Annotated in this window: 24 protein-coding genes, 2 tRNA genes, 1 pseudogene and 1 riboswitch; of the genes and pseudogenes, 6 read left to right on the top strand and 21 right to left on the bottom strand. The window is 30.7% G+C overall.

Annotated features, from left to right (window positions below):
* Nucleotides 1-22: 22 nt before the first annotated feature.
* A pseudogene (locus B8965_RS08830) lies at nucleotides 23-379 on the top strand (transposase); the annotation flags it as partial.
* Between the two features lie 90 nt (nucleotides 380-469).
* On the opposite strand, the gene B8965_RS08825 reads toward B8965_RS08830, so the two are convergent.
* From B8965_RS08825 to B8965_RS08785, 9 genes are all read right to left on the bottom strand, one after another.
* A tRNA-Leu gene (locus B8965_RS08825) sits at nucleotides 470-555 on the bottom strand.
* Between the two features lie 207 nt (nucleotides 556-762).
* Complete coding sequence (locus tag B8965_RS08820) at nucleotides 763-1,803, bottom strand: nicotinate phosphoribosyltransferase (RefSeq protein WP_084053768.1); 1,041 nt, start codon at nucleotides 1,801-1,803, stop codon at nucleotides 763-765.
* A 207-nt stretch (nucleotides 1,804-2,010) separates the two neighbouring features.
* A complete protein-coding gene (locus tag B8965_RS08815; RefSeq protein WP_084053766.1) occupies nucleotides 2,011-2,589 on the bottom strand; it encodes a lytic transglycosylase domain-containing protein in 579 nt (192 codons plus the stop codon).
* A gap of 67 nt (nucleotides 2,590-2,656) precedes the next feature.
* Nucleotides 2,657-3,250: a dephospho-CoA kinase gene (gene coaE / locus B8965_RS08810; RefSeq protein ID WP_084053764.1), complete on the bottom strand. Its 594-nt coding sequence runs from the start codon at nucleotides 3,248-3,250 to the stop codon at nucleotides 2,657-2,659.
* A 75-nt stretch (nucleotides 3,251-3,325) separates the two neighbouring features.
* Nucleotides 3,326-3,976 carry a sporulation membrane protein YtaF gene (ytaF, locus tag B8965_RS08805; protein WP_084053762.1) on the bottom strand — a complete coding sequence of 217 codons (651 nt, stop codon included), beginning with the start codon at nucleotides 3,974-3,976 and terminating at the stop codon, nucleotides 3,326-3,328.
* Between the two features lie 78 nt (nucleotides 3,977-4,054).
* On the bottom strand, nucleotides 4,055-4,891 hold the full coding sequence (gene mutM / locus B8965_RS08800) for a DNA-formamidopyrimidine glycosylase (protein ID WP_084053760.1): 837 nt from the start codon (nucleotides 4,889-4,891) through the stop codon (nucleotides 4,055-4,057).
* A gap of 11 nt (nucleotides 4,892-4,902) precedes the next feature.
* Nucleotides 4,903-7,506 (bottom strand): DNA polymerase I, encoded by a 2,604-nt coding sequence (gene polA / locus B8965_RS08795; protein ID WP_084053758.1) that lies wholly within the window; start codon nucleotides 7,504-7,506, stop codon nucleotides 4,903-4,905.
* 139 nt (nucleotides 7,507-7,645) lie between these two features.
* Nucleotides 7,646-8,869 carry a DUF4349 domain-containing protein gene (locus B8965_RS08790; protein WP_084053756.1) on the bottom strand — a complete coding sequence of 408 codons (1,224 nt, stop codon included), beginning with the start codon at nucleotides 8,867-8,869 and terminating at the stop codon, nucleotides 7,646-7,648.
* 2 nt (nucleotides 8,870-8,871) lie between these two features.
* Entirely contained in the window at nucleotides 8,872-9,441 is a 570-nt protein-coding gene (locus tag B8965_RS08785; RefSeq protein ID WP_084053754.1) for a sigma-70 family RNA polymerase sigma factor, read from the bottom strand.
* A gap of 315 nt (nucleotides 9,442-9,756) precedes the next feature.
* Between B8965_RS08785 and B8965_RS08780 the strand changes: the two genes are divergently transcribed.
* A complete protein-coding gene (locus B8965_RS08780; protein ID WP_084053752.1) occupies nucleotides 9,757-10,569 on the top strand; it encodes an alpha/beta fold hydrolase in 813 nt (270 codons plus the stop codon).
* A gap of 129 nt (nucleotides 10,570-10,698) precedes the next feature.
* Here B8965_RS08780 and B8965_RS08775 read toward each other — a convergent pair.
* Nucleotides 10,699-10,784 (bottom strand) — tRNA-Leu (locus tag B8965_RS08775).
* A 317-nt stretch (nucleotides 10,785-11,101) separates the two neighbouring features.
* Here B8965_RS08775 and brnQ point away from each other — a divergent pair.
* Nucleotides 11,102-12,424 (top strand): branched-chain amino acid transport system II carrier protein, encoded by a 1,323-nt coding sequence (gene brnQ, locus B8965_RS08770; protein ID WP_084053749.1) that lies wholly within the window; start codon nucleotides 11,102-11,104, stop codon nucleotides 12,422-12,424.
* Between the two features lie 85 nt (nucleotides 12,425-12,509).
* On the opposite strand, the gene B8965_RS08765 is transcribed toward brnQ, so the two are convergent.
* Nucleotides 12,510-13,403, bottom strand: a complete 894-nt coding sequence (locus B8965_RS08765; protein ID WP_084053747.1) for a phosphatidylserine decarboxylase — start codon at nucleotides 13,401-13,403, stop codon at nucleotides 12,510-12,512.
* A gap of 93 nt (nucleotides 13,404-13,496) precedes the next feature.
* Here B8965_RS08765 and B8965_RS08760 point away from each other — a divergent pair, with 93 nt between their 5' ends.
* On the top strand, nucleotides 13,497-14,096 hold the full coding sequence (locus B8965_RS08760) for a superoxide dismutase (RefSeq protein WP_084053773.1): 600 nt from the start codon (nucleotides 13,497-13,499) through the stop codon (nucleotides 14,094-14,096).
* Nucleotides 14,097-14,133: 37 nt separating this feature from the next.
* Here B8965_RS08760 and B8965_RS08755 read toward each other — a convergent pair whose 3' ends face one another.
* From B8965_RS08755 to ribD, 6 genes are all read right to left on the bottom strand, one after another.
* Entirely contained in the window at nucleotides 14,134-14,337 is a 204-nt protein-coding gene (locus tag B8965_RS08755; protein WP_084053745.1) for an alpha/beta-type small acid-soluble spore protein, read from the bottom strand.
* Between the two features lie 100 nt (nucleotides 14,338-14,437).
* Entirely contained in the window at nucleotides 14,438-15,151 is a 714-nt protein-coding gene (locus B8965_RS08750; RefSeq protein WP_084053743.1) for a YczE/YyaS/YitT family protein, read from the bottom strand.
* A gap of 122 nt (nucleotides 15,152-15,273) precedes the next feature.
* Nucleotides 15,274-15,735, bottom strand: coding sequence for a 6,7-dimethyl-8-ribityllumazine synthase (ribH, locus tag B8965_RS08745; RefSeq protein WP_084053740.1), 462 nt, complete (start codon nucleotides 15,733-15,735; stop codon nucleotides 15,274-15,276).
* Nucleotides 15,736-15,753: 18 nt separating this feature from the next.
* Nucleotides 15,754-16,950: a bifunctional 3,4-dihydroxy-2-butanone-4-phosphate synthase/GTP cyclohydrolase II gene (locus B8965_RS08740; protein ID WP_084053738.1), complete on the bottom strand. Its 1,197-nt coding sequence runs from the start codon at nucleotides 16,948-16,950 to the stop codon at nucleotides 15,754-15,756.
* 24 nt (nucleotides 16,951-16,974) lie between these two features.
* Nucleotides 16,975-17,628, bottom strand: a complete 654-nt coding sequence (locus tag B8965_RS08735; protein WP_423237170.1) for a riboflavin synthase — start codon at nucleotides 17,626-17,628, stop codon at nucleotides 16,975-16,977.
* Nucleotides 17,625-18,707, bottom strand: coding sequence for a bifunctional diaminohydroxyphosphoribosylaminopyrimidine deaminase/5-amino-6-(5-phosphoribosylamino)uracil reductase RibD (gene ribD, locus B8965_RS08730; protein ID WP_084053734.1), 1,083 nt, complete (start codon nucleotides 18,705-18,707; stop codon nucleotides 17,625-17,627). The genes B8965_RS08735 and ribD overlap by 4 nt, the downstream gene beginning before the upstream one ends.
* Nucleotides 18,708-18,808: 101 nt before the next feature.
* Nucleotides 18,809-18,940: riboswitch (FMN riboswitch) on the bottom strand.
* 206 nt (nucleotides 18,941-19,146) lie between these two features.
* Here ribD and B8965_RS08725 point away from each other — a divergent pair.
* Nucleotides 19,147-19,806 carry a nitrite/sulfite reductase domain-containing protein gene (locus tag B8965_RS08725; protein WP_084053732.1) on the top strand — a complete coding sequence of 220 codons (660 nt, stop codon included), beginning with the start codon at nucleotides 19,147-19,149 and terminating at the stop codon, nucleotides 19,804-19,806.
* 143 nt (nucleotides 19,807-19,949) lie between these two features.
* Here B8965_RS08725 and B8965_RS08720 read toward each other — a convergent pair whose 3' ends face one another.
* Nucleotides 19,950-20,171 (bottom strand): hypothetical protein, encoded by a 222-nt coding sequence (locus B8965_RS08720; protein ID WP_084053730.1) that lies wholly within the window; start codon nucleotides 20,169-20,171, stop codon nucleotides 19,950-19,952.
* 126 nt (nucleotides 20,172-20,297) lie between these two features.
* Here B8965_RS08720 and B8965_RS08715 point away from each other — a divergent pair, with 126 nt between their 5' ends.
* Nucleotides 20,298-20,957: a nitrite/sulfite reductase domain-containing protein gene (locus tag B8965_RS08715; RefSeq protein WP_084053728.1), complete on the top strand. Its 660-nt coding sequence runs from the start codon at nucleotides 20,298-20,300 to the stop codon at nucleotides 20,955-20,957.
* 241 nt (nucleotides 20,958-21,198) lie between these two features.
* Here the strand turns inward: B8965_RS08715 and nhaC are convergent, their stop codons facing one another.
* From nhaC to B8965_RS08700, 3 genes are all read right to left on the bottom strand, one after another.
* A complete protein-coding gene (gene nhaC, locus B8965_RS08710; RefSeq protein ID WP_084053726.1) occupies nucleotides 21,199-22,641 on the bottom strand; it encodes a Na+/H+ antiporter NhaC in 1,443 nt (480 codons plus the stop codon).
* 87 nt (nucleotides 22,642-22,728) lie between these two features.
* Entirely contained in the window at nucleotides 22,729-23,826 is a 1,098-nt protein-coding gene (locus B8965_RS08705) for an NAD/NADP octopine/nopaline dehydrogenase family protein (protein ID WP_084053724.1), read from the bottom strand.
* Between the two features lie 294 nt (nucleotides 23,827-24,120).
* Nucleotides 24,121-25,308 (bottom strand): CdaR family transcriptional regulator, encoded by a 1,188-nt coding sequence (locus B8965_RS08700; protein ID WP_084053722.1) that lies wholly within the window; start codon nucleotides 25,306-25,308, stop codon nucleotides 24,121-24,123.
* Nucleotides 25,309-25,457: the final 149 nt, after the last annotated feature.

The raw sequence follows: 25,457 nt of genomic DNA, 5'->3' as shown, positions 1-25,457 counted from the left end.
CTAAGCGTCCTAACGGCCAAAGAGCGTAATGGATGCACTAGATAAGGCCATTAAAATAACCTCAGATTGTCCTTATCGCCGAACATTCCATTCAGATCAAGGATGGGCTTACCAGATGAGAGCATACTCTAACCGGCTTAAGGAAGAACGTATTTTTCAAAGTATGTCTAGAAAAGGTAACTGCTATGATAATTCCGTTATGGAGAACTTCTTTGGACTGCTTAAACAAGAGATTTACTATGGTGTCGTCTATTACAGCTATGAGGAATTGAAGTCGGAAATTGAACGATACATAAATTACTATAACGAAAAGAGAATTAAAGAGAAACTTGGATGGCTAAGTCCAGTGCAATACAGACTTAGTCTTCAGGCTGCATAAAAATAGCGAGGCAGCCGAAACTGTCTCGCTAATAAAGTCTAACTTTTAGGGGTCACCTCATTTGAAGATGCCTTTAAAAATAAATACAATTGGTGCGGAAGATGGGACTTGAACCCACACGAGATTGCTCCCACTAGCCCCTCAAGCTAGCGCGTCTGCCATTCCGCCACTTCCGCAAATTAATTTGTCAAAATTTATTGTAACACTATTTTATCAATTAATCAATAATCTTAATTCCCACCCTTTACTTTAATTATAAATGATCCAAAAGGGTGGGATTTTTTTACATGTAATATATTTATGTACTTGGTTTTAGAATTTCGTTTTTTATTCTTATCTTCTTCTTTTTATTTTTTTAGCAAATTCAATATGCCAAATTGGACTTATTTTAACTTTACTAATCTATCAGTTGGCGTAATGCCAGGGATACGACCTCTTTTAGCGATAGACTTACCACCAATTTCTTTTAAGTCCATAGTCATATCTATAGCTCTAGCACCAGAAATATAACTACCTACCCCAAAAGACTCAACACCAGCTTCTTTTAAATCCTTTATTCTATCTGGAGTTAATCCACCGGAAGCAAATATTTGTACATGCTCAAAACCTGCTAAATCAAGCCTTGCCCTAATTTCTCTAACAAGAGCTGGGGTTACGCCACCCCTTTCACTTGGGGTGTCTAATCTTATTCCATTTAATCTTTTTCCTAGCGCCTCAGCGACCCTTAAAGATTCTTCAGCTTCATCTTTAAAGGTATCAACTAGCACTAAACGTGGCTCGCCTTCAGGCATTAAATCATCATATGCTTTAGCTACTTCAACTGTATCACCAACTATTAAAAAAATTGCATGAGGTACAGTTCCCTTCGGTTCTTTGCCCCCTAGTTTTGCACCTAGGATACAACTTGCACCATCTACACCACCAACTAAAGCAGATCTTTCCATAACTGGAGCAATTGCAGGATGAACATGCCTAGCTCCAAAAACTAAGGACATCTTGTCCCCTGAAACTTCTTTAATTTCCCTAGCAGCTGTAGCCCAACCACTAGAACTTGCTAGGATTCCTAATAGAGGAGTTTCAAATAAACCAAACTCTCCATAACTTCCTTTAATACGCATTAAGACTTCTTTTCTTTCAAAAGTTTCTCCTTCAGGCAGAGCCCAAATCTCAACATCCGAATCCTTTAATAAGCTCATAGCTTCCGGCAAACCACAAAATACTCCACTTTTACGGGCAAATACTTCAGCTACTACTTCTATATCATCCTTACCCATATTTTTTAAGATCTCATGAGTTTTTACAAAGTAGATATCAGTAGTGGCACCATTTAGTATTTCCTCGTGAGTTGCAGAAAATAAGACCCGGTCTTCACTTACTTTAAAATTATTAACTTGGTCTAAACTCATAAGTTTATTTTCAGGCATGGTTACTTCCTCCTCGAATTTAAAAACATATATATAATATTTAAAATTTACCAATAATACATCTATTCCTTTATACCATAAGCCTATAAAAAAAGAAATATTTTTATCTCTTTTTCACCTTTTTATTATGTTTTACCTATCTTTAAAGTATTATTACAAAAAATCAATAAAAAAACCGTAAGCTTGTTGAACTTACGATTTTCTAAATTAAATTGTTTGATCTGTATACAAATTTTGATACATTTTGTAATTCATGAGAACTTTAATAACATATTCTCTGGTTTCTTTAAAAGGAATATTCTGCACATCGCTTTCCTGACCAGACCAAATATTTTGTTTTATCCACTTGTTTACATTTGTTTCTCCACCATTATAAGCAGCTATTGCAGTTATATTATTTCCCTTAAATTGCTGTACCAAATAGCTATAATACCAAATACCCATTTTAAGGTTACTATAAGGCTCAAATAACTTATCTTGACTATAACCCTCAAGAGTTAGTTCTTCTGCTATCCAAGCACCTGTTTCGGGCATTATCTGCATAAGACCTCTAGCCCCTCTAGGAGATACAACTGTTTTATTGAATTTGCTTTCTGCTTTTACAATTGCATAAATAAGATTTTCATCGACATCATGTTTAATACTTTCAGCAGAAACTATGTCCTCATATGGCTTAGGATAAAATAATTTTAAAAACCAGGAACTATTAAGTAAAATTAGTCCCATAAACACTAATAAAAAGAGAACTACCATAATTTTCATCAAAGTTCGTATACGTAAAATCATATCTGTACCCTCATTATAAAATCAACTAGTGTAATGTTATGCTTTATAAAAAACATTCATGCTTATTTTAAACTATTTTATCCCAAATTTCTTTAACTTGGTTAAGTGTATTCTGAATACAATTGTTGTTGTTTATTATTAAACTTGCATATTTCATTTTTTCTTTTGTTTTCATTTGAGTATGTACTTTTTTTATGGCTTCTTCTAAAGAAATGTTATCCCTAATCATTAATCTTTTAATTTGTTCTTGATATTCTACCACAACAAGCCACACTTCTTCTACAAGTTCTGTCATTCCCACTTCTATTAATAAAGGTGCGTCTATAACAATTAGTGGATATAATTTTTGGTGTTTTAATTCTTCAATCAATTCTTGTGTTTTTAAGATGATTTCTGGATGAGTTATGTTATTTAACTTTTCTCTAGCTAGATTAGATGAAAAAATTAACTTTCCTAATTTTTTTCGGTCTATATTCTGATCATTTCTAATAAAATCTTGACCAAATTCATTTTTTATTTCTAACCATGCTGGTTTTCCTGGCTCTACTATTTCTCTAGCAATATTATCGACATCAACTATAAATGCACCTAACTCTTTTAAATAATTAGATACTGTACTTTTTCCGCTAGCAATTCCGCCAGTTAAACCTATTATCTTCAATTTAGTTCACTCATCCTTATTTAATTAGAATAAAAGGGGCTAATAAATAATATATTTAAATTACTTGCATATTATTTATAATAGCTTTGATAAGCCCATAATTAAAATTATTAATCCCGGCAATATTTCTAATTTCTTTTGTAAATTGTTTAAAAGATTGTGACTACCCATATATAAACCAGTCGTAACTAATACTAACTTTACTAAACCCACAATTATCGGCGTAATTACTGGATGAAACCCAGTCATAGCCGCTCCTAAACCAGCACCTAAGGCATCCATAGCTAGGGCAAATCCTAGAAGTAAGGATTCATTCATACTTATTGTTCCTGATGAGTCTAGGTCTGCCTTAATAGGCTCTTTTAAAACATTAACTATTAATCCTAAACTTGGTATAGATATTTTAAATACAGGTAAAGGATGCTCCACTTCACCATTTAATCCTGTTTCCTTAGGAGTTAATCTGTTTGCCCAAACTTGAATCAATAACCATAAACCCACTAATATCAATGCTAATCCACCGATAAATTCAGCAATATTTGGAGAAAGAATACTAGCTAGCATTTTTCCTGCAAACATTGAAACAGCAATAGCTGAAGCAGATGAAATACATATAATCATTAAGGATTTCCAAGGTATCTTAATTTTACGAAATCCATATGAAACACCCACGCCAAAGCCATCTAAACTTAACGCAATCGCAAACACAACAATAGACCAAATCATTGTACTTCCCTCCAACACAACGCAAGTATTTTAATTACTTACATTGTATGGAGTAGGGTAGATATATGTGTCAGTACATTAGTTCTTTTTTTGGCACCAAGGACAAATTGTGCTACTACGACCACCCACATTTATTCTTTCAAATACGTGACCACAGTTTAAACAAAGTTCACCCTTTTTCCCATATATCTTTAATTCATTTTGAAACATTCCAGATTGGCCTAAACCATCGACATAATCTTTAATTGATGTCCCTCTAAACTCTATCCCTTTAGTTAATCTATCCCTAATAGCATCATATATTTTTTCAATTTTATCTTCACCTAAATTACTAATAATTTCCTCTGGATGTACTTTAGCTTGAAATAAAATTTCATCAGCATAAATATTTCCGATACCTGCTATAAAGTTTTGATTTAATAATAAAGGCTTTATCTTTTGTTTTTTGTTCTTTAAAGCAAGCTTAAAAGAATCTAAACTAAAATCATCACTAAGTGGCTCAGGTCCTAATCCACTCAAACCTTTAAGCAAATGTAGGCCATCTTGTGGCACTAAATAAATTAAGCCAAATTTTCTAATGTCATGAAATCTTAAATCATTACCATCGTCTAAAGAAAAAATTACATGTGTATGTTTTTCTATTGTCTGGTCTTTTGGTGTATATAATAATCTTCCTGTCATTCTTAAATGAATAACTAATATCCAGCCTTTGTTCAAATGAAATAGTAAATACTTACCTCTTCTTTGTATATCTAAAAAAGTACTACCTTTTAGTACTTCTTCAAAATGCTCTTTATCAGCTAATGGGTATTTCAGTAAATTTGGTACTTTTATATCCACATTTATTATTTTCTTTCCCACTAAAAGAGGCAGTAATGATCTTTTAATTGTTTCTACTTCCGGAAGCTCTGGCATTTTATCACCTCTTAAATTGACTCCATTTCATACCAATTAAATCCTACTTGCATATCAATCGTTAATGGTACCTCTAAGGGATAAGCTTCTTCCATTGATTCTTTAATTATCGTAATTACCCTAGAACTTTCATTTGGAGGAATTTCAAATACCAATTCATCATGTACTTGAACTAGCATTTTAGCTTTAAAACCATTTTGCTCTAACTTTTCATCAATCCTTATCATAGCAAGCTTTATAATATCTGCAGCGCTACCTTGAATAGGAGTATTCATAGCAGTTCTTTCAGCAAATTTTCTTAAATTATTATTTTTACTTAAGATATCCTTTAAATAACGTCTGCGTTCTAATAAAGTAGTAACATAGCCTTGTTCTCTTGCTTTTTCTATAATACTATCTATCCATGTCTTTACTCCATAATACCTACTAAAATAATTATCTATGTAGTTTTTAGCTTCCAGGCGAGTTATCCCTAAATCTTTTGCTAAACCAAAATCACTTAATCCATAAATTATTCCAAAGTTAATAGCTTTAGCATGTCGACGCTGTTCTGTAGTAACCTCTTCTATTGGTACTCCAAAAACTTCTGAAGCTGTTCGTCTATGAATATCTTGCCCTTGTTTAAAGGCTTCTATTAACACTTGATCCTCGGATATATGTGCTAAAATTCGTAACTCTATTTGCGAATAATCTGCTGCTAATAATATATACCCTTCTTCAGATGGAATAAATGCTTTGCGGATCTTTCTACCTTCATCTAATCTAATAGGTATATTTTGTAGATTAGGCTCTGTACTACTAAGTCTACCCGTTGCTGTTACCGTTTGATTAAAAGAAGTATGAACTTTTTCTGTTCTAGGATCGATGATATTTAGCATTCCATCTACATATGTGCTTTTAAGTTTTACTAATTGACGATAATGGATTATGTCATTTACAATTTGATATTCTCTCGCTAATTCTTCTAAAACCTCAGCATCAGTTGAATACCCAGTTTTTGTTTTTTTAATAATTGGTAAGCCTAATTTTTCAAATAAAACTACCCCTAATTGCTTAGGAGAATTTATATTAAATTCTTCATTTGTCCATCTATAAATTGTACTAGTTAAGACTTCTATTCTTTCACTTAAATCCTTACCCATTTCTTCTAATTGAATCCGATCAAGCTTTACTCCTTGCATTTCCATTTTAGCCAATACCTGCACTAGTGGTAACTCTATATCTAAGTATAATCTCATTAGGAGATCTTCTTCTAATGCATTAATAATTAGAGTGCTTAAATCTTTTAACCCATGCATTAACATAAATATTTCATTCCCTGTTTTTTCCACCTGATTATTTAAGTATTTGGAAATAAGACCTTCTATGCTTAAATCATTTTGCGTTGGATCTAATAAATATGCCCCTATTAATATATCCCATTCTAAGCCTTCTATATGTATATTTTCTTTCATAAAACATACTTTGGCTTTTTTTACATCATGTGTTACCTTAGTTATTTCATTGTTCTCTAAATAAGGTTTTAAAACCTCTGCATACCTACTAAAATCATTTTCAAACCTGATAAAATATGCTTTTTCATTAATTAAAAGCCCCATCCCTTTAGGATGTAATCCTTTAACATCTTTTGGGTCAAAGGTAAGCATAAATATTAATTTCTTTTCTGTATTTAACTGTAATATTTCTTCTAAAATATTTGAATTAGAAATTGACTCGCCTATTTCTGGTAAGCTCGTCTGCGGATCTTGCTCAGTAGAAATATTCCGATAATGATTTTGAAATTCTAACTCTCTATATAAATCCAGCAAAGCTTCTGGATTATATTCTTTTAAAGCTAAATCTTCTACTTTAATATCCATCTCTACTTCACAATTGATCGTTGCTAATTCTTTACTTATAAAAGCCATTTCTTTGTTTTCAGTAAGTTTTTCTCCTAACTTCTTAGCTGTTATTTCACCTAGAGAATTATATAAATTTTCTACACTTTCATACTCATGTAAAAGTTTTAAAGCTGTTTTTTCTCCCACCCCAGGAACCCCTGGAATATTATCTGAAGTGTCTCCCATTAAACCTTTTAAATCAATTATTTGAGCAGGTTTTAAATTATATTTTTCTTTAATAGCATCTACATCATAAATTTCTAAATTGGTTATGCCTTTTTTAGTTAAAAGAACCTTTGTTTGATCAGATACAAGTTGTAAAGCATCTCGATCTCCCGTCAAAATTAAGTTTTCCCAGTTTTGATTTTCTCCATATTTAATAATAGTCCCAATTAAGTCGTCAGCTTCAAAACCTTCCTTTTCATAATAAGTAATATTAAAGGCTTTTAATAATTCTTTAATTAAATCCATCTGTGATCTTAGTTCCGTAGGCATGGCTTTTCTATTAGCTTTATAGTCTTCATATAAATCATTTCTAAACACTTTTCTACTTTTATCAAACGCTACCGCTAAAAAGCTTGGTTTTTCATTTTCAATAATCCGGATTAGCATATTATTAAATCCATATACCGCATTTGTAATAATCCCTTTGCTATTACTTAGAAGGGGAATCGCATAAAATGCCCTATTTGCTAAACTATTTCCATCAATAATTATAAACTTATCTCTTTTCATGCTTTACACTCCTATTTTATCTATACATTATCTATCTGAAATGAATTTGAGTTCATATTATCCTCTTGGTATTTTAACATAAATAACAAAAAGGTGTACAAGTATAGTTTCCTGTACACCTTTTTATTATTTATTAAATTTAATTTTTTTCCTTTACTTCTAAATCTACGGTTACAGTTGAAATAGAATTATTTAAATCATCTAAGTTGTTTTCTAAGTTTTTTATTTCATCTTTGACTTTAGACAATTCCTTTTCATTGTAATTAGTGCTCACTTGGCTTTCTTCTTTTTCCTGAGCTTTTGTTAGTATGTTTTCTAATACACGAAGTTCTTCTATTTTAGTTTTAATTTTTTTACTCTCTTCTTGTTTATTTTCGATTATTTTTGAACTGGTTTTTACATATCCTAATTTTTTCAAACGACTAAAAACTTCCTCAAAGTTATCTTCTGCAATCGTTAGGGTAATTTTACTTGCTTCGAGATTATTATTTTGATCATAAATATAATTGCTATGTTTTATAATTTCACCATCTAACTCATTAACTAAGCTTACTATCCTTTTAGTAAAGTTATCTTTTTCAGATATTTCTAATTGCATATTGCCATTTTTACTTGCCTTAGTCTCGTTATTTCTCGTGATAGGGATGGTATCTAAATTTTGTGCAAATATACTTGGTTGCATAGCAATAGTCTGATTAGTTTCTGACGGTTCAGTGGTTGGTTTCTTATCCTTATTTTCCTCTTGTTTCTCTGGTTTTGAAATTTCACTCTTTTTAACTTCGTTTGCAGGCTTTTCTTTTTCAGTAAAAGCTATTTGTTTAGTAAAATTATCTTGTATAGATTTTATTTTTTCTTTAATTGACTGAGCCTTTGAAATTTTTTCTTTAGGATTATCACTATTATCAGCTAAGGCTCTCTCTGTAAAATTCTGATTTACTTGTTCACCATTATTTATGGAACTATTATCACTAATCCTATATTCTTCAGAAGCTTGTTGTTTGACTTGCTTGCTAAAGTCAGGACCAATTGATGTGCCTAAAAATATAACTAGCATAATCAAAGCTGCAGAAGTTAAAGGCATTAAAATCTTCCAAGGTATTTGAGTAATATTTTTTAGTAATTTGTTTTTTGGAGTATCTGCCTCTAATTTCTTTCTTATTTCTTTTTTCATATCAGCTGGCAAGATTATGTTTTCATCTTTTAAATTTTTTAAAAGATGTAGTGTTTCTTGTAATTCAGTTAGCTCTTTTCGACACTCAGGACAATTTTCTAAATGTTCCTCTAACTCATATCTTTCCTCATCACTTAAGTAATTATCAAGGTATAATGATAAGTTTTCCTGAAACTCACTACACTTTTTCACAACTACCCCCCCTTCTTTCCGGAGGAAATTTTTTCTTTCAGTTCTTTTCTAGCTCTATTTAATCTGGACTTTACTGTTCCTAATGATACATTGGTTATTTCTGCTATTTCCTCATAGCTATATCCTTCTATGTCTCTTAAGACTATAACCATGCGATAATCTGAATTTAACTCATTAAGCATTTGTTGTAAATATTTGTTAAGTTCTGCTGACTCATAAATTTCTTCTGGAGTAGGTCTTTTGTCTTCTATTTGCTTATATACATACCCATCATCTACATTTACTTCTTCATCTAAAGAATCACAGGGCTTTCTTTTAATTTTTCTTAATTCATCTTTGCAGGCATTGCTTGCTATTCTACAAATCCATGTTGAAAAAGAAGATTCTTTCCTAAAACTTTTTATATTCTTAAATGCTTTGATAAAAGTCTCTTGAGTTAAATCTTTAGCATCATGTTCATTACCCATAAAACGATAAGCAATTACATAAATTTTTCTCTCGTAGCTCATAATTAATTTTTCAAAAGCATCCAGGTTTCCCTTTTGGCTTAATTCAATTAGTTTATCTTCCATTCTTTTACTGGTTTCCCCCTTTCACCAGTACTTACTAGACGTTTATCAATGTTAAAATGTTCCCATTTATATAAACTTATAATTTTGTACATGCTAGAACCATAATAACATAATATAAAATTTTTATTCTAATAATTTTCAAGTTTTAGGACATTTTAATAATAAAGGAGGTTGATTTAAATTAAAACACGTAGCGGGAATATAAATAATAAAAATGGAATGAATAGAAATCAAAGATATTACTATGAGGCTTCAAAGGCATTAATAGATGATACTTCAGATTTAGTAATTGGGAAAAATGAAAAATAATATTCCATGAAAACATATCTGAACTATCCTTTCATTGAAAAAAAACATCTCTCATTAGGATGTCCTCTTCATTATTGGATTTTAGATAATACTAGTGATCAGTGGATTTTCTTTTTACATGGATTAGGGCTAGATCATTTAATGTATAAAGAGCAAGTAAAAGCACTAGGTAGTGATTATAATTTGATTTTGTGGGATATAAGAGGGCACGGAAAGTCTCAGCCACTAGGCCCTGAAATTACAGTTGATATACTAATAAAAGATTTACTTGCTATTATGTCAAAAGAAGATTGCCATAATGCTATCTTTGTAGGTCACTCGATGGGGGGATATTTAGCTCAAGAGTTTTCTTTTCGATATCCTGAAAAGGTTAGTAAACTAATCTTAATTGGTAGTGCCTGTATTACAAAAAAACTAAACCTTTGGCAAAAAACAGCACTAAAGCTAATTCCACATCTGCTAAAGTTTGTTCCTTGGAAACTTATAATAAAGGCTAGCGCTAAATATTCTAGTGAATATCAAAATGTGCAGGAATATATTACAAATTCATTTTCCAGAATAAATAAAAGAGACTATTTAAGAATTATTAAACTTATTAATGCCTTTTTTCATTATGAAGAGGACTATGTAATTATTCAACCTGTTCTGTTAATTTCTGGCGAAGATGACAAGACTATTAACTTTAAAAAAGAAATAGATTATTGGCGAACAAAGGAAAGAAACTATGATTTTTTTATTTTAGAAGAAAACTTACATAACTGTAATCAAGATAATCCTGATTTAATAAATAATATGATACAAGATTTTTTAAATAAATAAGCTATTTAAAGAGCTAAACTTAGAGACTATTTTAACTATTACAATTTGTGTTACGGTTGTGTTACAAACAAAAATCCCTAATCCTAAGATGCAGTGCCATCAAGGGATTAGGGATTTATTTGTCTTGTTTGGTGCCGAAGGAGGGACTCGAACCCTCACGAGGTTGCCCCCGGCGGATTTTGAATCCGCTGCGTCTGCCATTCCGCCACTTCGGCATAGATAACATTGATTATTTTATCAATTAATAAAATAATTGTCAAATGTTTTATCTTTATAATAATTTTACTAATAAATAAAAATTTCTCGTGCATTAAATATTACTCGTGTTAAAATATAAACATGAATTATATTTCTTAATTATAGATTAATTTTGACTTTTTTCTTTAATTTACGAGGAGTTATTAATAATTCCTCCTTTTTTCGAGTTTGACATACATCCTTAGATGATGCTAAATTTAAAAAAGTATTATTTCTAATCTGTTGTAATACAGATTAGAAATAATACTTAAAATTAATACAAAGGAGAAGTTTTATGAAATTAGGTAAAAAAGATATCCTCATAACGGGGCTTGCTCTTTTAGCTATGTTTTTAGGAGCTGGAAATTTAATTTTTCCTCCTAAACTTGGACTACAAGCTGGAGGAAGCTTTTGGCCTGCCATATTTGGTTTTATTATCACAGGAGTTGGACTTCCTCTTTTAGGGGTTACTGCAGTAGCAAAAGCTGGGGGAGACTTAGAACTTTTAGCGAATAGGGTAAATCCTCTTTTTAGTAAAATAATTACTACTATAGTTATTCTTTCAATTGGTCCTATGCTTGCTATACCAAGAACAGCTGCTACAACATTTGAAGTAGGGGTTGCTCCTTTTTTAGGTACTACCGACCCTGCAACAGTTAAAATGGCTTTAGCTGTCACAACATTAATATTTTTCTTAATAACTTTGTTATTTGTTTTAAAGCCTACAAAAATTTTAGATAGTGTTGGTAGCATCTTAACACCATTTTTAATATTATTCTTAGGTATAATTATATTTAAAGGTATTTCTTCTCCTTTAGGTGTGGCTAGTAAAGCGACCTTAGTTTCTCCTTTTACTAAAGGTTTTCTAGAAGGATACAATACAATGGATGCTCTTGCTTCTGTTATTTTTGGTCTTGCCATTGCAAATTCAATTAAAGGTAAAGGGATTGAAGATAAAAAGGAAGTTGCAAAAGTAACAATTTCAGCTGGAATTATTGCCGCTATAGGATTATCAGCTATTTATCTTGGTATTTCTTATATTGGATCGACTACAGGAACTCTTTTTACAGGTGATAATCCTGGTCAGTTACTTTCTTTTGTAGTTGATTCATTATTAGGTTCAACTGGAAAGTTAGTACTCGCATTAACAATGGCTTTGGCATGTTTAACAACTTCTATAGGTTTAGTTGCTAGTTGTGGTAGTTTCTTTAATCGGTTAACTAAAGGTAAGGTTAGTTATAACACAATTTGTATCATAACTGTCTTAATAAGCGCAATATTAGCAAATATGGGGTTATCAAAAATTTTAGAAGTATCAGCACCTCTCTTAGTGACAGTTTACCCTATAATTATAGTACTAGTTGTTATTTCACTTTTTGATGGTTTATTTAAAGGTAACAGAGCCGTTTATATTATTTCAATAACGGGTACTGTAATTTTATCGCTAACTAATTTAATTTATTCCATAGGTACAAACATGGGATTGAATTTAAACTTTATAAAAAATGCACTAAGTGTTTTACCATTATATGACAAAGGATTAGAATGGATTATACCTGCCTTTCTTTTAGCGTTAGTTGCTAATTTTGTTAAGCCGTCTAATAGTTCACACTATTAAAATATATTAAAAAAGTCCTAGAGATAAAAATGAAATGTCCTTGACTTAGGTTTCATTTTAAAATATCTTTAGGACTTTTCTTTATTTAATTAATTCTACTTGCTATTCCCATTCCCATTTTAACTTTAGTTTCTAATCCATTTTGAGAATTTACTAATAAGTCCTCATCTAATATTACTCTACCCTCTTCTAAAAACATGATGACCGTAGATCCCCCAAATTTAAAATATCCTTTTTCATCACCTTTTTTAATTTCTTCTCCAGGTGTATAGGTCTGTATTATACTTCCTACACAAGTGGCACCAACCTCTATTAGAGATATATCACCAAAGTTATCAGATTTTAAAAGAGAAATTTCTCTTTTATTTTTACAATATAATAGGGCAACCTTTTGTAGGGCTATCGGATTTACAGAATAAAAATCACCTTTAATTTTTTTACTTTGCTCTGCTAGTCCACCATCTGGAAAATGAAATCTATGATAATCCGTAGGAGCTAATCTTATTACTATACAAATTCCATTATCATACTTTCGCGCTAATTTTTCGTCATCTAGTAGTTCTACTAATGAATATGTTATTCCTTTTATTTGCAGTATCTTTTGGATATCAATATTTTTATAGGCTAATAGTTTTCCATCTGCTGGTGAAATCAGCCTATTTATATCCTTTTCAACTGGTCTAGCTCCCTCATTTATTTCTCTAATAAAAAAATCATTAAAAGTTCTATAATCTCCTGAGTTTAATTTATAATCTTTCATATCTATATCAAAGTTTTTTATAAAGTTATTAATTTTTCTTTTACTATATTTTGTATCCTGTACTTTTCCATAGATAAAACTAAAAAATTTCTTCTTAAAAAACATTTCTAATAGACCCATACCCATAGGATGTTCATATAGCCATCTAAGAGATTTGTCTCCTAATACTTTTTCTTCTTCAATCTTTTTGCTATTTCTATCTATATATTTAATTTTCATAAAAAACTCCTCCTATTATGTACCTTTACTCTCCAAATATAATATGCTAATAATATATGTTATATATGAGGTGATATTTTGAGAAAAGAGATTATGGCACAAAAGTTTGATTTTTCTAATGTTGAAGGGATTTCACAAAAGCAATTGTTGGAACATTATAAATTATATCAAGGTTATGTAAATAAGATAAATGAAATTTGGTCTATCTTAAACCAAAAAATAGATTTTGAAAACCCTAATTCGACATATAGCTCTATTAGGTCTTTAAAGTTAGGCGAAACATACGCTTTAGATGGAGTAAAACTCCATCAACTATATTTTGAAAACTTAGGGGGAAATGAAGGCAATTGCAGTGGCAAAATTCTCAAATTAATCCAAAGGGATTATTTTTCTTGTGAATATTTTTATGAACGTCTAAGAGATATAGGTTTATCCATGCGTGGCTGGGCAGTTTTAGCTATTGATCCTATAGATGATAGACTGCATATTTATGGATTAGATGCTCATGATGTTGGACCTGTCTGGAATGCCTATCCTTTATTAGTACTAGATGTCTATGAACATGCTTATTTTCTCGACTTTGCTACAAACCGCAAAGCATATATTAACACATTTATTAGAAATATAAATTGGAGAATAGTAAATAGACGACTAAATGAATATTTTGCCTTTAAAAACAATCTTAATGAATAATATAATAAAAAGCTAGGTTATTAACCTAGCTTTTTTATTATTTATGCATATTTTGTTCTGCATATTGGATCATTTTTCTAACCATGTAGCCACCTACATAGCCATTTTCTCTTGCGGTTAATGATCCTTTATCCATATTTTGATAATTACCCATTCCTAATTCATTAGCAACTTCATATTTAAATTGGTTTAAGAAAGGACTAGCACCTTGGTTAGCTGGTTTATTTGTACTTCTTGACATAATAACAACCTCCTAAAGTTTTGTTTGTATTTAATTTCAATAATATTGTGTGCTTTTTAGAAAATAATATACAAGTGAACAGGTTGTAAATTTTGTCAATCTATTGATTATTAATAACTTCTCTTTCTTGTTCTTGCTCAGTTTTTACCGTTTCTTTATATTCTGTTTTCTGAAGGAGCGCTTTGATAATATAATATTCATCCACAAAAGTACGTTGCTTGATTAAAGCTAAATCACTTTTCGCAACTTTAAAACAATGCTGAATAATACTACCCATAAATAGTACAGTTATTAATGTACCAATCCCGACTAAACCACCTAATAAATAACCAATTAAAAGAACTAATCCTTCCATACTCATTCTGATAATCCATACAGGTTTATTTGTTTTTTTAACCAGCCCAACCATTAAAGCATCTCTTGGCCCAGATCCTAAACCTATACTCAAGTAAAAGTAAACTCCCCATCCCATAATATACATACCCGAAAACAACATCAGATATTGGATTAAAGGATTTGTAGCTATAGGAATAAGGTTATATTCAATTATTTTATCTATGTAAAAACCGATTAAATACATATTTACAATAGTACCTACACCTGGAATCTCACCGATAAAAAAACCAACAAGGATAACAGTTAAGCTAACTACCTGTGAAACTTGCCCTAACGTTAAACCGGTGTGCTTAACTAAGCCTAAATGAAAAACATCCCAAGGTGAAGCGCCTAAATGTGAATGAATAGTTAAAACAATTGCAATTGAGATTATAAAAAATATGACGGTAAGTTTTAGTAGCCTTTTTAGATATATCATGATAAATCTCCTCTTTAAGACCGAATAATAATATATTATCACATATTAAAAAAACAGTCAGAAAAAATCCCTCCATTTAGGAGGGAGCAAATTATTACATACTTGCTTAAGTTTTATCTACTTTAAATTGACCTTACTAGATTTGCCATTTCAATTGCTGACATAGCTGCTTCAAATCCTTTATTTCCTGATTTTGTTCCTGCTCTTTCAATAGCTTGTTCTATTGTATCTGTTGTAAGTACTCCAAAGATTATTGGTTTACCTGATTGTAATCCTACTTGAGCAATTCCTTTTGATACTTCTGCGCATACATAGTCATAATGACTAGTAGCTCCTCTAATTACTGCACCTAAACAAACTATTGCATCAAAATCCTTAGCCGCCATTTTTTGAGCAATTAAAGGTATTTCATAAGCACCTGGTACCCAGGCAACTGTAATATTTTCTTCCTCTACTCCATGTCTTTTAAAACCATCAACAGCTCCACTTAATAGTTTACTTGAAATAAACTCATTAAAACGTGCTACTACTATACCAACTTTTAATCCTTCTGCTAATAAATTTCCTTCAACAATTTTAAACATTATTTTTCCCCCTAAATTTTATTTGCAAATTAAATGACCAAGTTTATCTTTTTTTGTATTTAGATATCTTTTATTATATATAACAGGTTTAATTTCAATTGGTACCCTTTTTACAATTTTTAAGCCATGACCTTCTAGTCCTCTAATTTTTCTAGGATTATTAGTCATTAGTTTTATATTCTTTATTCCTAAATCGACTAGAATTTGCGCACCTGTTCCATAGTCTCTTAAATCAGCCGGGAAACCTAACATCTCATTAGCTTCAACAGTATCAATACCTTGATCTTGTAATATATAGGCTCTTATTTTATTAGCAAGGCCTATACCTCTACCTTCTTGACTCATATATAAAAATACGCCTCTATTTTCACTTATAATGTTTTTTAAAGCTTGTTCTAATTGATTACCACAATCACATCTTAAAGATCCTAGCACATCACCCGTTAGGCACTGAGAATGTACTCTGACTAATACTGGATCCTCCGTATTAACATCTCCTCTAACTAAGGCTACATGAGTAACTCCAGTTAATGTTTCTTCGTATGCATGTAATTCAAAATCACCATATTTGGTTGGCATATTTGTTTTTCCAACCTTTTTAATTAATTTTTCCGTATTTCTTCTGTACTTTATTAAATCTGCAATGGTAATAATTTTGATTCCGTGCTTTTTAGAAAATTCCATTAATTCTGGAACTCTTGCCATAGTTCCATCCTCTGACATGATTTCACAAATAACACCCGCAGGATAGCAATCTGCTAAACGAGCTAAATCTACGGCTGCTTCAGTGTGTCCCGTCCTTTTTAATACTCCTCCTTCTTGATATCTTAAAGGGAATATATGACCAGGACGTTTAAAGTCCTCAGGCTTAACCCCTTCTTCTAAAACTTTTTGAATCGTTAAAGACCTTTCAAAAGCAGAAATTCCTGTCGTAGTTTCCTTGGCATCTATAGACACAGTAAAAGCTGTTCCTAAATTATCTGTATTTTTATTTACCATAGGCGAAATTTCTAATTCGTCTAATCTTTCTCCTATGATTGGTAAACAAACTAATCCTTTTCCATAACTTGCCATGAAATTTATAGCTTCTGGTGTTACTTTATCTGCTGCAATTACTAAATCTCCTTCATTTTCACGATCTTCATCATCCACTACAATTAACATTTTTCCTTGACGTATATCCTCAATTGCCTCTTCTATTAAATCAAATTTCATATCATAGCCTTCTTTCTATTAAATTTAAATAAAGCCGTTTTCACTTAAAAAATTTAAAGAAATATCTTTTGTGTTTTTTTTCATATTATTAATAAATTTTTCTACATATTTACCCATCATATCTACTTCTAAATTAACTTGGCTTCCTTTTCTTTTACTTCCTAAAATAGTAACATCTACAGTATGGGGGATTAATGATACGGTAAAATAATTATCCTTTACATCCACAATGGTTAAACTCGTACCATCAATTGCTATTGATGCTTTAGGAATTAAATACTTACCAATTTCTTCTTTGACCTCTATGCTAAAAATTTTAGCGATTTCACTTGTTTTAATATCTATAACTTTTCCCAGACCATCAACATGTCCACTTACCATGTGACCACCTAGTCTCCCCCCAACTTTTAAAGCTCTTTCTAAATTTACCTTTTCGCCAATTTTAAGCTCTTTTAAGTTAGTTTTATGAAAAGTTTCTGGCATAACCTGAGCTACAAATTCACTATTGGTAAAGCTAATAACGGTTAGACAAACTCCATTTACAGCGATACTATCTCCTAACTTTGTGTCTATTAAAATCTCACTAGCAGTGATAGCTACTTTTAGGGATTCATTCCCAGCTGTAATAGATTTTAAAACACCTATTTCTTCAATTAATCCTGTAAACAAGTTTTTCACCCTTTCACATAGGCGCTTATTAATAAATCATTTCCAAAAGGTTCAACTTTTAAATCTTTTAACTTAATTGCCTTATCTAAATGCTTAAACCCTTCTCCACCTATTAATCCTTTGGCCTTATCTCCCCCTATAATTAAAGGAGCTTTATAAAAATACACCTTATCTACTAAGTTACTACTAAATAAACTACCGGTTAAAGTAGCTCCACCTTCAACTAAAATACTAGTAATCCCTTTAGATGCTAAAATTTCTAATAACTTTTTTAAATTTACTTGATCTCCTTCATTTACCACTATTACTTCAGCTTTTATGGCTAATTCCTTTTGTTTTGTAATCTCAGAACTAGTTGTGGTTGCAATAATTGTTTTAGCCTCTGAATTTAAATTTAAAATATTAGCATCGCTTGAAATGGAAAGTTTACTATCAACCACTATTCTTACAGGATCTCTACCACCTGAAATGCGACAATTTAAGCTTGGATTATCACTTAAAACTGTATTTTTACCGACCATAATAGCGTCATAAATATTTCTTAATGAATGACCATGATTTCTTGCCTTTTCCCCTGTTATCCATTTTGATTCCCCTAAAGAAGTAGCTATTTTTCCATCTAATGAGCTTGCTCCTTTAATAGCTACAAAAGGTAGACCTGTCTGTATATATTTAAAGAAAAATTCATTAAGTCTTTTTGCTTCTTCTTCTTTTAATCCCACTTCTACATTAATCCCATTTTCTTTTAATTTTTCTATGCCCTTACCACTTACCTTTGGATTAGGGTCTAAAGTTGAAACATAAACATTTTTTATTCCTGCTTCAATTATGGCTTGGGTACATGGGGGAGTTTTACCATAATGATTACAAGGCTCTAAGGTAACATATAAATCTGCTCCCTTAGCTTTATCTTTAGCATCATTTAAGGCGATTCTTTCAGCATGAAAGGAACCTGCTTTTTGATGATAACCTATTCCCACTATTTCTCCTTTATTGACAACCACAGCACCTACTACAGGATTAGGTGCTGTTCTACCTAAGGCTTTTTCGGCAAGATGTAAAGCTTTTTCCATATAAGTGTTTTTCATTGTAACCTCCTAATATAAAAAGCCCTCGAAATTTCTTCGAGGGCTTTACATACATAGCAAAAAATAGGCAATACTAAATAAACATGAAATAGCATTAGACCTTTTTTCTTCTCTCATCCAGACTTTACTGTCGGCACTGGAATTTCACCAGTTCCTGCCATAAGGCTCGCGGGCTATAACCGCCGGTTAGGAATTGAAAGTTTAAACTTTCTCACCTTACCCCGAAGAAATTAAATTATTTAGTTAAATAGAATTATAGCACTTATATTTAAAAAATCAAATGATAATTATTTATACTTAAGTTACTACATTGGCTTCCTACCAAAATAGGATATATAGTAACAAAATTGTCCAATAAATTGCTCAATATATATAATTACCGTATAATCTATAATGAAATATAGTTTTGTACTGTTTTAAACTGAAAGGAGTTTTATAAATGTCTGATTTACCAAGAGGTGCAGTGTTACAAAAGGATGGTGAAACTTATGCTATAATTCTTAAAATACCAAGTGGAATAATCACACCGGAAATACTTGAGAGAATTTCTATGGTTGTGAAAAAATATAATATCCCTATTATGAAAATTAGTTCAGCGCAAAGAATAGTTTTAGTAGGAGTCAAAGGTGAAGATGTTGAAAGTATTTGGCAAGAAGTTGGTTTAGATAATGGAAGACCCGAAGGTCCCTGCCTGCATTATATTCAATCCTGTCCAGGTTCTACAGTGTGTAGATTAGGACAACTTGATTCTTTAGGTCTTGCTAATAAAATAGATAGTTTGTTTTCAAAGGTTGTTATTCCAGCTAAAACTAAAGTAGGAGTTTCAGGATGTCCTTTATCTTGTGGAGAAAATTATGTACGAGATATCGGTTTTTTTGGTATCAAGGATAAAGGCTGGACTATTTTAATAGGTGGTAACTCTGGCATAAATACTCGTAAGGGGGATATTTTAGCGAAAAACCTTACTGAAGAAGATACTTTAAAAGTTTTAGAAAAGTTTTTTAACTATTATATTGAAAATGCTAAAAAGAAAGAACGTCTTTATCGTTTTGTTCCACGTGTTGGAATTGAAAAAATTCAAGAAGATTTAGGTCTTTAATAAAGCCTGACTCCAGTAAGATTTCTGAGATAATTTAGTTTTTCAGAAATCCATAGAGTCAGGTTTTTCATTTAGATTATTCAGTAAACTCATAATATTTATAATTATATTTATATTTAAAAAAACCAATGATAATTATTTGTTTATTTTCTATTCTTTGCAATTAAATAATAAAATTTTTTAAACTGTTCTAAAGGATTAATTGTTTCCTTGATAGATGGCTTTAAAGTAACAAGATCTTCACATTTACATTTAGGACAAGAATTAAAATTATTTAAAAACATTGAAATCATGCCCCCATTTCTTCTTAAAATTACATACCACGAACAGTTTTGACACACTAATTTAAAAGAACGTTGATACATAGACTTCCCACCTAAAATAGTATAGTAATTAAATTGTACAATAAAATTCTGCAAAAATATATCTTTATTGGAAATTCTATTATAATATAAGTTATGTAACTATGAAAACCGAAAGGAGTTTTAAATATGTCTGATTTACCTAAAGGTGCAATTTTACAAAAAGACGGAGAAACTTATGCTATTGTTCCAAAAATTCCAAGTGGAATTATCACCCCAGAAATACTAGAAACATTTTCTAGGGTTGTGAAAAAATATAATATTCCAATTATGAAAATAAGTTCGGCACAAAGAATAGTTTTAGTAGGAATAAAGAAAGATGACGTAGATAAGGTATGGGAAGAAATTGGTTTAGATGATGGCAGACCTGTAGGTCCTTGCCTTCATTACATACAATCATGTCCCGGTAGCGCTGTTTGCAAATTAGGTCAAAAAGATTCTTTAGGACTTGCTAGTAAAATAGATGAATTATTTTCTCATATTGATATTCCAGCTAAAACTAAAATTGGGGTTTCAGGATGTCCTTTATCTTGTGGAGAAAACTATGTGCGAGACATCGGTTTATTTGGTAAAAAGGATAAAGGCTGGACTATTTTAATAGGTGGTAACTCTGGCATGAATACACGCAAAGGTGATGTTTTAGTACAAGATCTTTCTGATGAAGATACTTTAAATGTTTTGGAAAAGTTTTTCAACTATTATATCGAAAATGCTAAAACACGCGAAAGACTTTATCGTTTTGTGCCAAGGGTTGGAATAGAAAAAATTAAAGCCGATTTAATTATTTAAAAAGTCTCTATAATATTTGGTATCGGTGGATAAAACGAGCACTATTTTTTTAACAAAAATATAATAAAAAGCAATTCTGTGAAAAATTTCTTTATTTCAAATAATGCTAACTGTCCATTGATCCTAATGTTAAAGATAAAATTTCTAAAAAATGTATTTCTAAAAACTATAATGTTTCTCACTCAATAATAAATAAATTAAAAATGGCTTAGGGGAATCCCCTAAGCCCATACATTGTATTTTAGTGGTTAAATTTGCCCCCAGGTTCTAGGGTTACTTTATCTTTTAATTTCGCAATCCCAATACCTGTAAATCCATAAATAATTGCTATAAATATACATAAATAACAAGAAACTGCCCATATCCCATATTGACCCACATTGACTCCAAGCACCTCTATATAAAAGATACCTGATGCTCCCCAAGGTACAAATGGCAATAACATTGTTCCTGAGTCTTCAAGTGTTCTTGAAAGATTTTCGGTCTTAAGGCCCATTTTAGTATAAGTATCTTTTAATAAAGCACCAACCATAATAATAGATACAGAAGCAACTCCAGCAGTAAATACTAACACTGCACTAGCTAAAATTGTAGCTGCAATTAATAGCCATACTTTAGTTATTTTATGCCTGAATTTTTCCATAATTACATCTAAACATCCTATTTTCTCAATAATTCCTGCAAAAGCATAACCACAGAAAATCGTCACAACTATCATCATCATTGACATAATTCCACCACGATTAGCAAGTTTGGATACAGGTTCAATAATTGTAGCTACATCAATTCCTTTTACTGCAACCATTTCAACATTAAAACCTGTTACCATTGCCTTGATTCCATCTGTAAAATCAAGCCCATGAATAAAGGAACCTAATATTACAGCAACAACAGAAGAAAGTAACATTAATGGTACAGTTGGTTTCTTCATCATAGAACCAACAAGTATAATTAGAATTGGTAATAATACTAATATGTTCCAATTAAATATGGTATCTAAATTTCCTAAGAGTAAATTGATACTTTCTATATTGCCTACTTCTATTCCAGAAAATTGGTTACCAACTATAAAATAGACAATTAAACCTATTAATGCTGCCGGTATTGTTGTAAAAAGCATATGCTTAATGTGTGTAAATAAGTCTACATTAGCAACCAATGCTGCTAAATTAGTTGTATCTGATAATGGTGACAACTTATCTCCAAATACGCCTCCTGCAATTATTGCTCCAGCTGCCATACCTAAAGGAATTCCCATTTCACCTGCTACTCCAATCAATGCAACTCCAGCCGTTGCAACTGAACCCCAAGCGGTACCAGTAGCTGTTGAAACAATAGCAGTTATTATAAATGCTGTAACTAAAAACATAGATGGATTAATAAGTTTTAATCCTCCATAAATCATTAATGGAACAGTACCAGAAAACATCCATGTTCCAACTACTATACCAACTGTCATAATAATGTACATAGTAGGCATACTTTCTTTTAGCTTTTCAGATATACCTTCTTCCATTTCTCGAAAACTATAACCTAATGTCATTCCTACAATACCAGCATATACCGCAGATAAAATAAGCAATTGTTGAACACCAATTTTAAAAATTCCATTACCCACTAATATTGCAATAAACATAAATAATATACATGACAAAGCTAGACTAAACGAGGGTTTTTTCTTCATTGCTATCACCTCTCTGTACATAAGATTTATAAGTTTATTAATATATTTCTGATGTGCATTATGTTAATTATTGTTAATATAGTAATTTTATTTTACTAAATTAACCAGTTCGTTTAAACCTTTCCCACCTAATCCTATTGTTTCTAGAGTTTCACCTTCTTCCCAGAAGTTATGTTGTAATAAGGTTGAACCAATAGTAATTATGGCATCGATTACTGGAGTTTTTACACCAATAGCTCTACCTATACTTGACCAAATAGTGAGTCCATTTGAAATATCTTCTACAAAATAACGTCCTGTTACACTTGTTGGTCCTTTTATATTGCAATATATTGGACTACTATTATATTGTCTTTGAAGATCTCCTCTGTATTCTGGGGCATAACCCAAATCTGCAATTCTATCTTCTTTTGTTTTAGCTTCAAAACCAAATGCTTCACATAAAGCTCTACACTCACTATTAACCGCCTTTATCATATGAACAGTAGATTTAGTAATACCTTCTTTATATAAATAAAATTCTCCTTTGGAATATTCTATTCTTCCCGCATTACATATACCAGGTCCGGTATGAGATTCTGGGTTACCATTATTTAATGTTGTTTCAAAAATATTTTTAGCAGCTACACTAGTTGGGTATATTTGTTTCCAAGCATCATAAACCTTATCTATATCAGAAGAGGGTAAAGCAGATACTAAAACGCCTTTTGCTCTTAAACCTAATTCTACTTCAGCTTTATCGGCAAAGAATCTAGTTCCATATTGCAAAGTATTTGTTTCACCTAGCTTAAATTGTGTTGTAATCCCCATTTCTTTAGCTAAATTCATAAATCTATAACTTCCCAATGAAGCCGCACTATGAATTACAACTACTTGATCTTTTTCTAATAATGGAATACACTCTTTTGCAATTATTTTTATAACAGTTGTAGGTACAGTAATCATAACAACTTGAGCACCTGAAATAGCTTCCTTAAGATTAGTAGTAACTAATGCTGGTTTAACGAATTGTTCACCATTATCATCCTTTAATAAAATTCCACCTTTTCTTTTAGTTTCTTCTAAATTTTCAGAAAACTCTGGAGACTCATAAAGACGCACTTCAAAACCTCTACTTGTAAGATCAGCTGCAGCTGTACCTCCACCATTACCAGCACCCAAAATTGCTACACTTTTAACTTTCATATAAATTCCTCCTCTTTTTTATAATCTTATTAAAATTACCTAATACGTTATTCAATTCCTAACTCATACATTAGATCATGTATTTATTAATAAGCTAACCCCCTCCCATTTGTTATACTTTACCATTTTGTTTTCTTGATTACATTGGTATATATGCACATTACTGATATCGATTTTCGTTCAATTTATACATGCTATTAATTGTCATGCATATGTTTTATAAAATAAATTGATGAATACAAAAAAGCAATCCAAGTATTGGATTGCCACAATAATTCTAATGTATAGATTATATTATTCTTTATCTTCATTCATGACTTCTTCGATTAAAACAGCTAGATAAAGAACATGAGCATTTCTAATGTTTTTTAAGTCTCTTTCTGTTAATTCAGATATTTTATTTAACCTATGAATAAAAGTGTTTCTATGTATATATAGAATTTTTGCTGCCTCGCTCTGTGAAAAGCCTGATTCAAACCATGCAAGTATAGTTTTAGATAGTTCAAAATAATCATTTTGTTTTTTTAATTCTTTTAATAGTTTAGAAGTAAAATATTTACATTCTTCCTTATTCATATCAGATATTAAATGTTCTAAATAAAACTCTTCTATATTATAAATATTAACATTATTCTTAACCTTCTCCCCTAATCCCATTGATTTCCAAGCCCATTTATATGAACTCTTTATATCAGTTAAATTTTCTGCTACGGATCCTATTCCAATTTTTGACACAGTACCCTTTAATTTAAAAGAATTTATAACTTGCATACTTTTATCTTCAATTTCTTGAAAAAAATTTTTTTCTTTATATTTATAATTTAAAGAATAAAGAACAACATACTTTTCCCTACTTAAAGGGATTATAACATCATTAATATTAGAAAATATATTTTTAATTATTTTTAGTTCCTTTTGTTTTACTGATTGTAAACATAATTCATTTGATTTATCTAAATTTATTTCACTATCTTTTTTTAATAACTTAATTGCAATTACAATATAAGGATTATTAAAATTATAGCCAAGTTGAATCGCACGAGCTTTTAGTATAATATTATTACTTTTGTTATGATCGAAAATTAAAACATCTTGTATGAATTGGGTTAAGGCTTGTTCTCTTAATAAAGAGGTTTCTAGATAAATACTTTCCTTTAGCATTAATTCAGATTGCCTTTTTACCAACACAGCAATTTTTTCAACCTCACTTCTTTCACCCGTTATCCCAACTGAGCCAATTGTTTTTCCACTGAATTCCAAAGGTAGGGTTATTCCAGGTTTACTTCCTTTATGATTAAGAAAATAATAACTTTCATTTGGTTTACCTGTTTCAATCACTCTCAGGGAAGCTTCGTGCATTGTTCCTATTCTAGAAATATCACTAGCACCAATTATAAGTGCCTTTTCATCTGTAAATATTACATCATGACTAATTACATCACTAACTGATTCGGCAATCTTTTGTGCTAAATCATTTAACATTTATATCCCCCCTTTTAAGTTATGCTAATATAATAATTAAATGAATTAAATTCATAAATTGAACTCTATTAGCCTTAAATATTATGAGAGATAAAAAAGGAGTACCTCGAATAGTCTTAAAGTTAGTTACCATAACAACCTCTAAGACT

It is taken from the genome of Desulfonispora thiosulfatigenes DSM 11270 (assembly GCF_900176035.1).
Lineage (GTDB): Bacteria > Bacillota > Peptococcia > Peptococcales > Desulfonisporaceae > Desulfonispora > Desulfonispora thiosulfatigenes.
Note: the sequence above shows the minus strand (reverse complement) of the source record. Positions and strands in the feature narration are given on the sequence as shown.

What these genes read in the sequence shown, in the direction of transcription:
- B8965_RS08820 (WP_084053768.1), bottom strand. Translation starts at nt 1,803, where the DNA reads ATGCCTGAAAATAAACTTATGAGTTTAGACCAAGTTAATAATTTTAAA.
- B8965_RS08815 (WP_084053766.1), bottom strand. Translation starts at nt 2,589, where the DNA reads ATGATTTTACGTATACGAACTTTGATGAAAATTATGGTAGTTCTCTTT.
- ytaF (WP_084053762.1), bottom strand. Translation starts at nt 3,976, where the DNA reads ATGATTTGGTCTATTGTTGTGTTTGCGATTGCGTTAAGTTTAGATGGC.
- mutM (WP_084053760.1), bottom strand. Translation starts at nt 4,891, where the DNA reads ATGCCAGAGCTTCCGGAAGTAGAAACAATTAAAAGATCATTACTGCCT.
- polA (WP_084053758.1), bottom strand. Translation starts at nt 7,506, where the DNA reads ATGAAAAGAGATAAGTTTATAATTATTGATGGAAATAGTTTAGCAAAT.
- B8965_RS08785 (WP_084053754.1), bottom strand. Translation starts at nt 9,441, where the DNA reads ATGGAAGATAAACTAATTGAATTAAGCCAAAAGGGAAACCTGGATGCT.
- B8965_RS08780 (WP_084053752.1), top strand. Translation starts at nt 9,757, where the DNA reads ATGAAAACATATCTGAACTATCCTTTCATTGAAAAAAAACATCTCTCA.
- brnQ (WP_084053749.1), top strand. Translation starts at nt 11,102, where the DNA reads ATGAAATTAGGTAAAAAAGATATCCTCATAACGGGGCTTGCTCTTTTA.
- B8965_RS08765 (WP_084053747.1), bottom strand. Translation starts at nt 13,403, where the DNA reads ATGAAAATTAAATATATAGATAGAAATAGCAAAAAGATTGAAGAAGAA.
- B8965_RS08760 (WP_084053773.1), top strand. Translation starts at nt 13,497, where the DNA reads ATGGCACAAAAGTTTGATTTTTCTAATGTTGAAGGGATTTCACAAAAG.
- B8965_RS08755 (WP_084053745.1), bottom strand. Translation starts at nt 14,337, where the DNA reads ATGTCAAGAAGTACAAATAAACCAGCTAACCAAGGTGCTAGTCCTTTC.
- B8965_RS08750 (WP_084053743.1), bottom strand. Translation starts at nt 15,151, where the DNA reads ATGATATATCTAAAAAGGCTACTAAAACTTACCGTCATATTTTTTATA.
- ribH (WP_084053740.1), bottom strand. Translation starts at nt 15,735, where the DNA reads ATGTTTAAAATTGTTGAAGGAAATTTATTAGCAGAAGGATTAAAAGTT.
- B8965_RS08740 (WP_084053738.1), bottom strand. Translation starts at nt 16,950, where the DNA reads ATGAAATTTGATTTAATAGAAGAGGCAATTGAGGATATACGTCAAGGA.
- ribD (WP_084053734.1), bottom strand. Translation starts at nt 18,707, where the DNA reads ATGAAAAACACTTATATGGAAAAAGCTTTACATCTTGCCGAAAAAGCC.
- B8965_RS08725 (WP_084053732.1), top strand. Translation starts at nt 19,147, where the DNA reads ATGTCTGATTTACCAAGAGGTGCAGTGTTACAAAAGGATGGTGAAACT.
- B8965_RS08720 (WP_084053730.1), bottom strand. Translation starts at nt 20,171, where the DNA reads ATGTATCAACGTTCTTTTAAATTAGTGTGTCAAAACTGTTCGTGGTAT.
- B8965_RS08715 (WP_084053728.1), top strand. Translation starts at nt 20,298, where the DNA reads ATGTCTGATTTACCTAAAGGTGCAATTTTACAAAAAGACGGAGAAACT.
- nhaC (WP_084053726.1), bottom strand. Translation starts at nt 22,641, where the DNA reads ATGAAGAAAAAACCCTCGTTTAGTCTAGCTTTGTCATGTATATTATTT.
- B8965_RS08705 (WP_084053724.1), bottom strand. Translation starts at nt 23,826, where the DNA reads ATGAAAGTTAAAAGTGTAGCAATTTTGGGTGCTGGTAATGGTGGAGGT.
- B8965_RS08700 (WP_084053722.1), bottom strand. Translation starts at nt 25,308, where the DNA reads ATGTTAAATGATTTAGCACAAAAGATTGCCGAATCAGTTAGTGATGTA.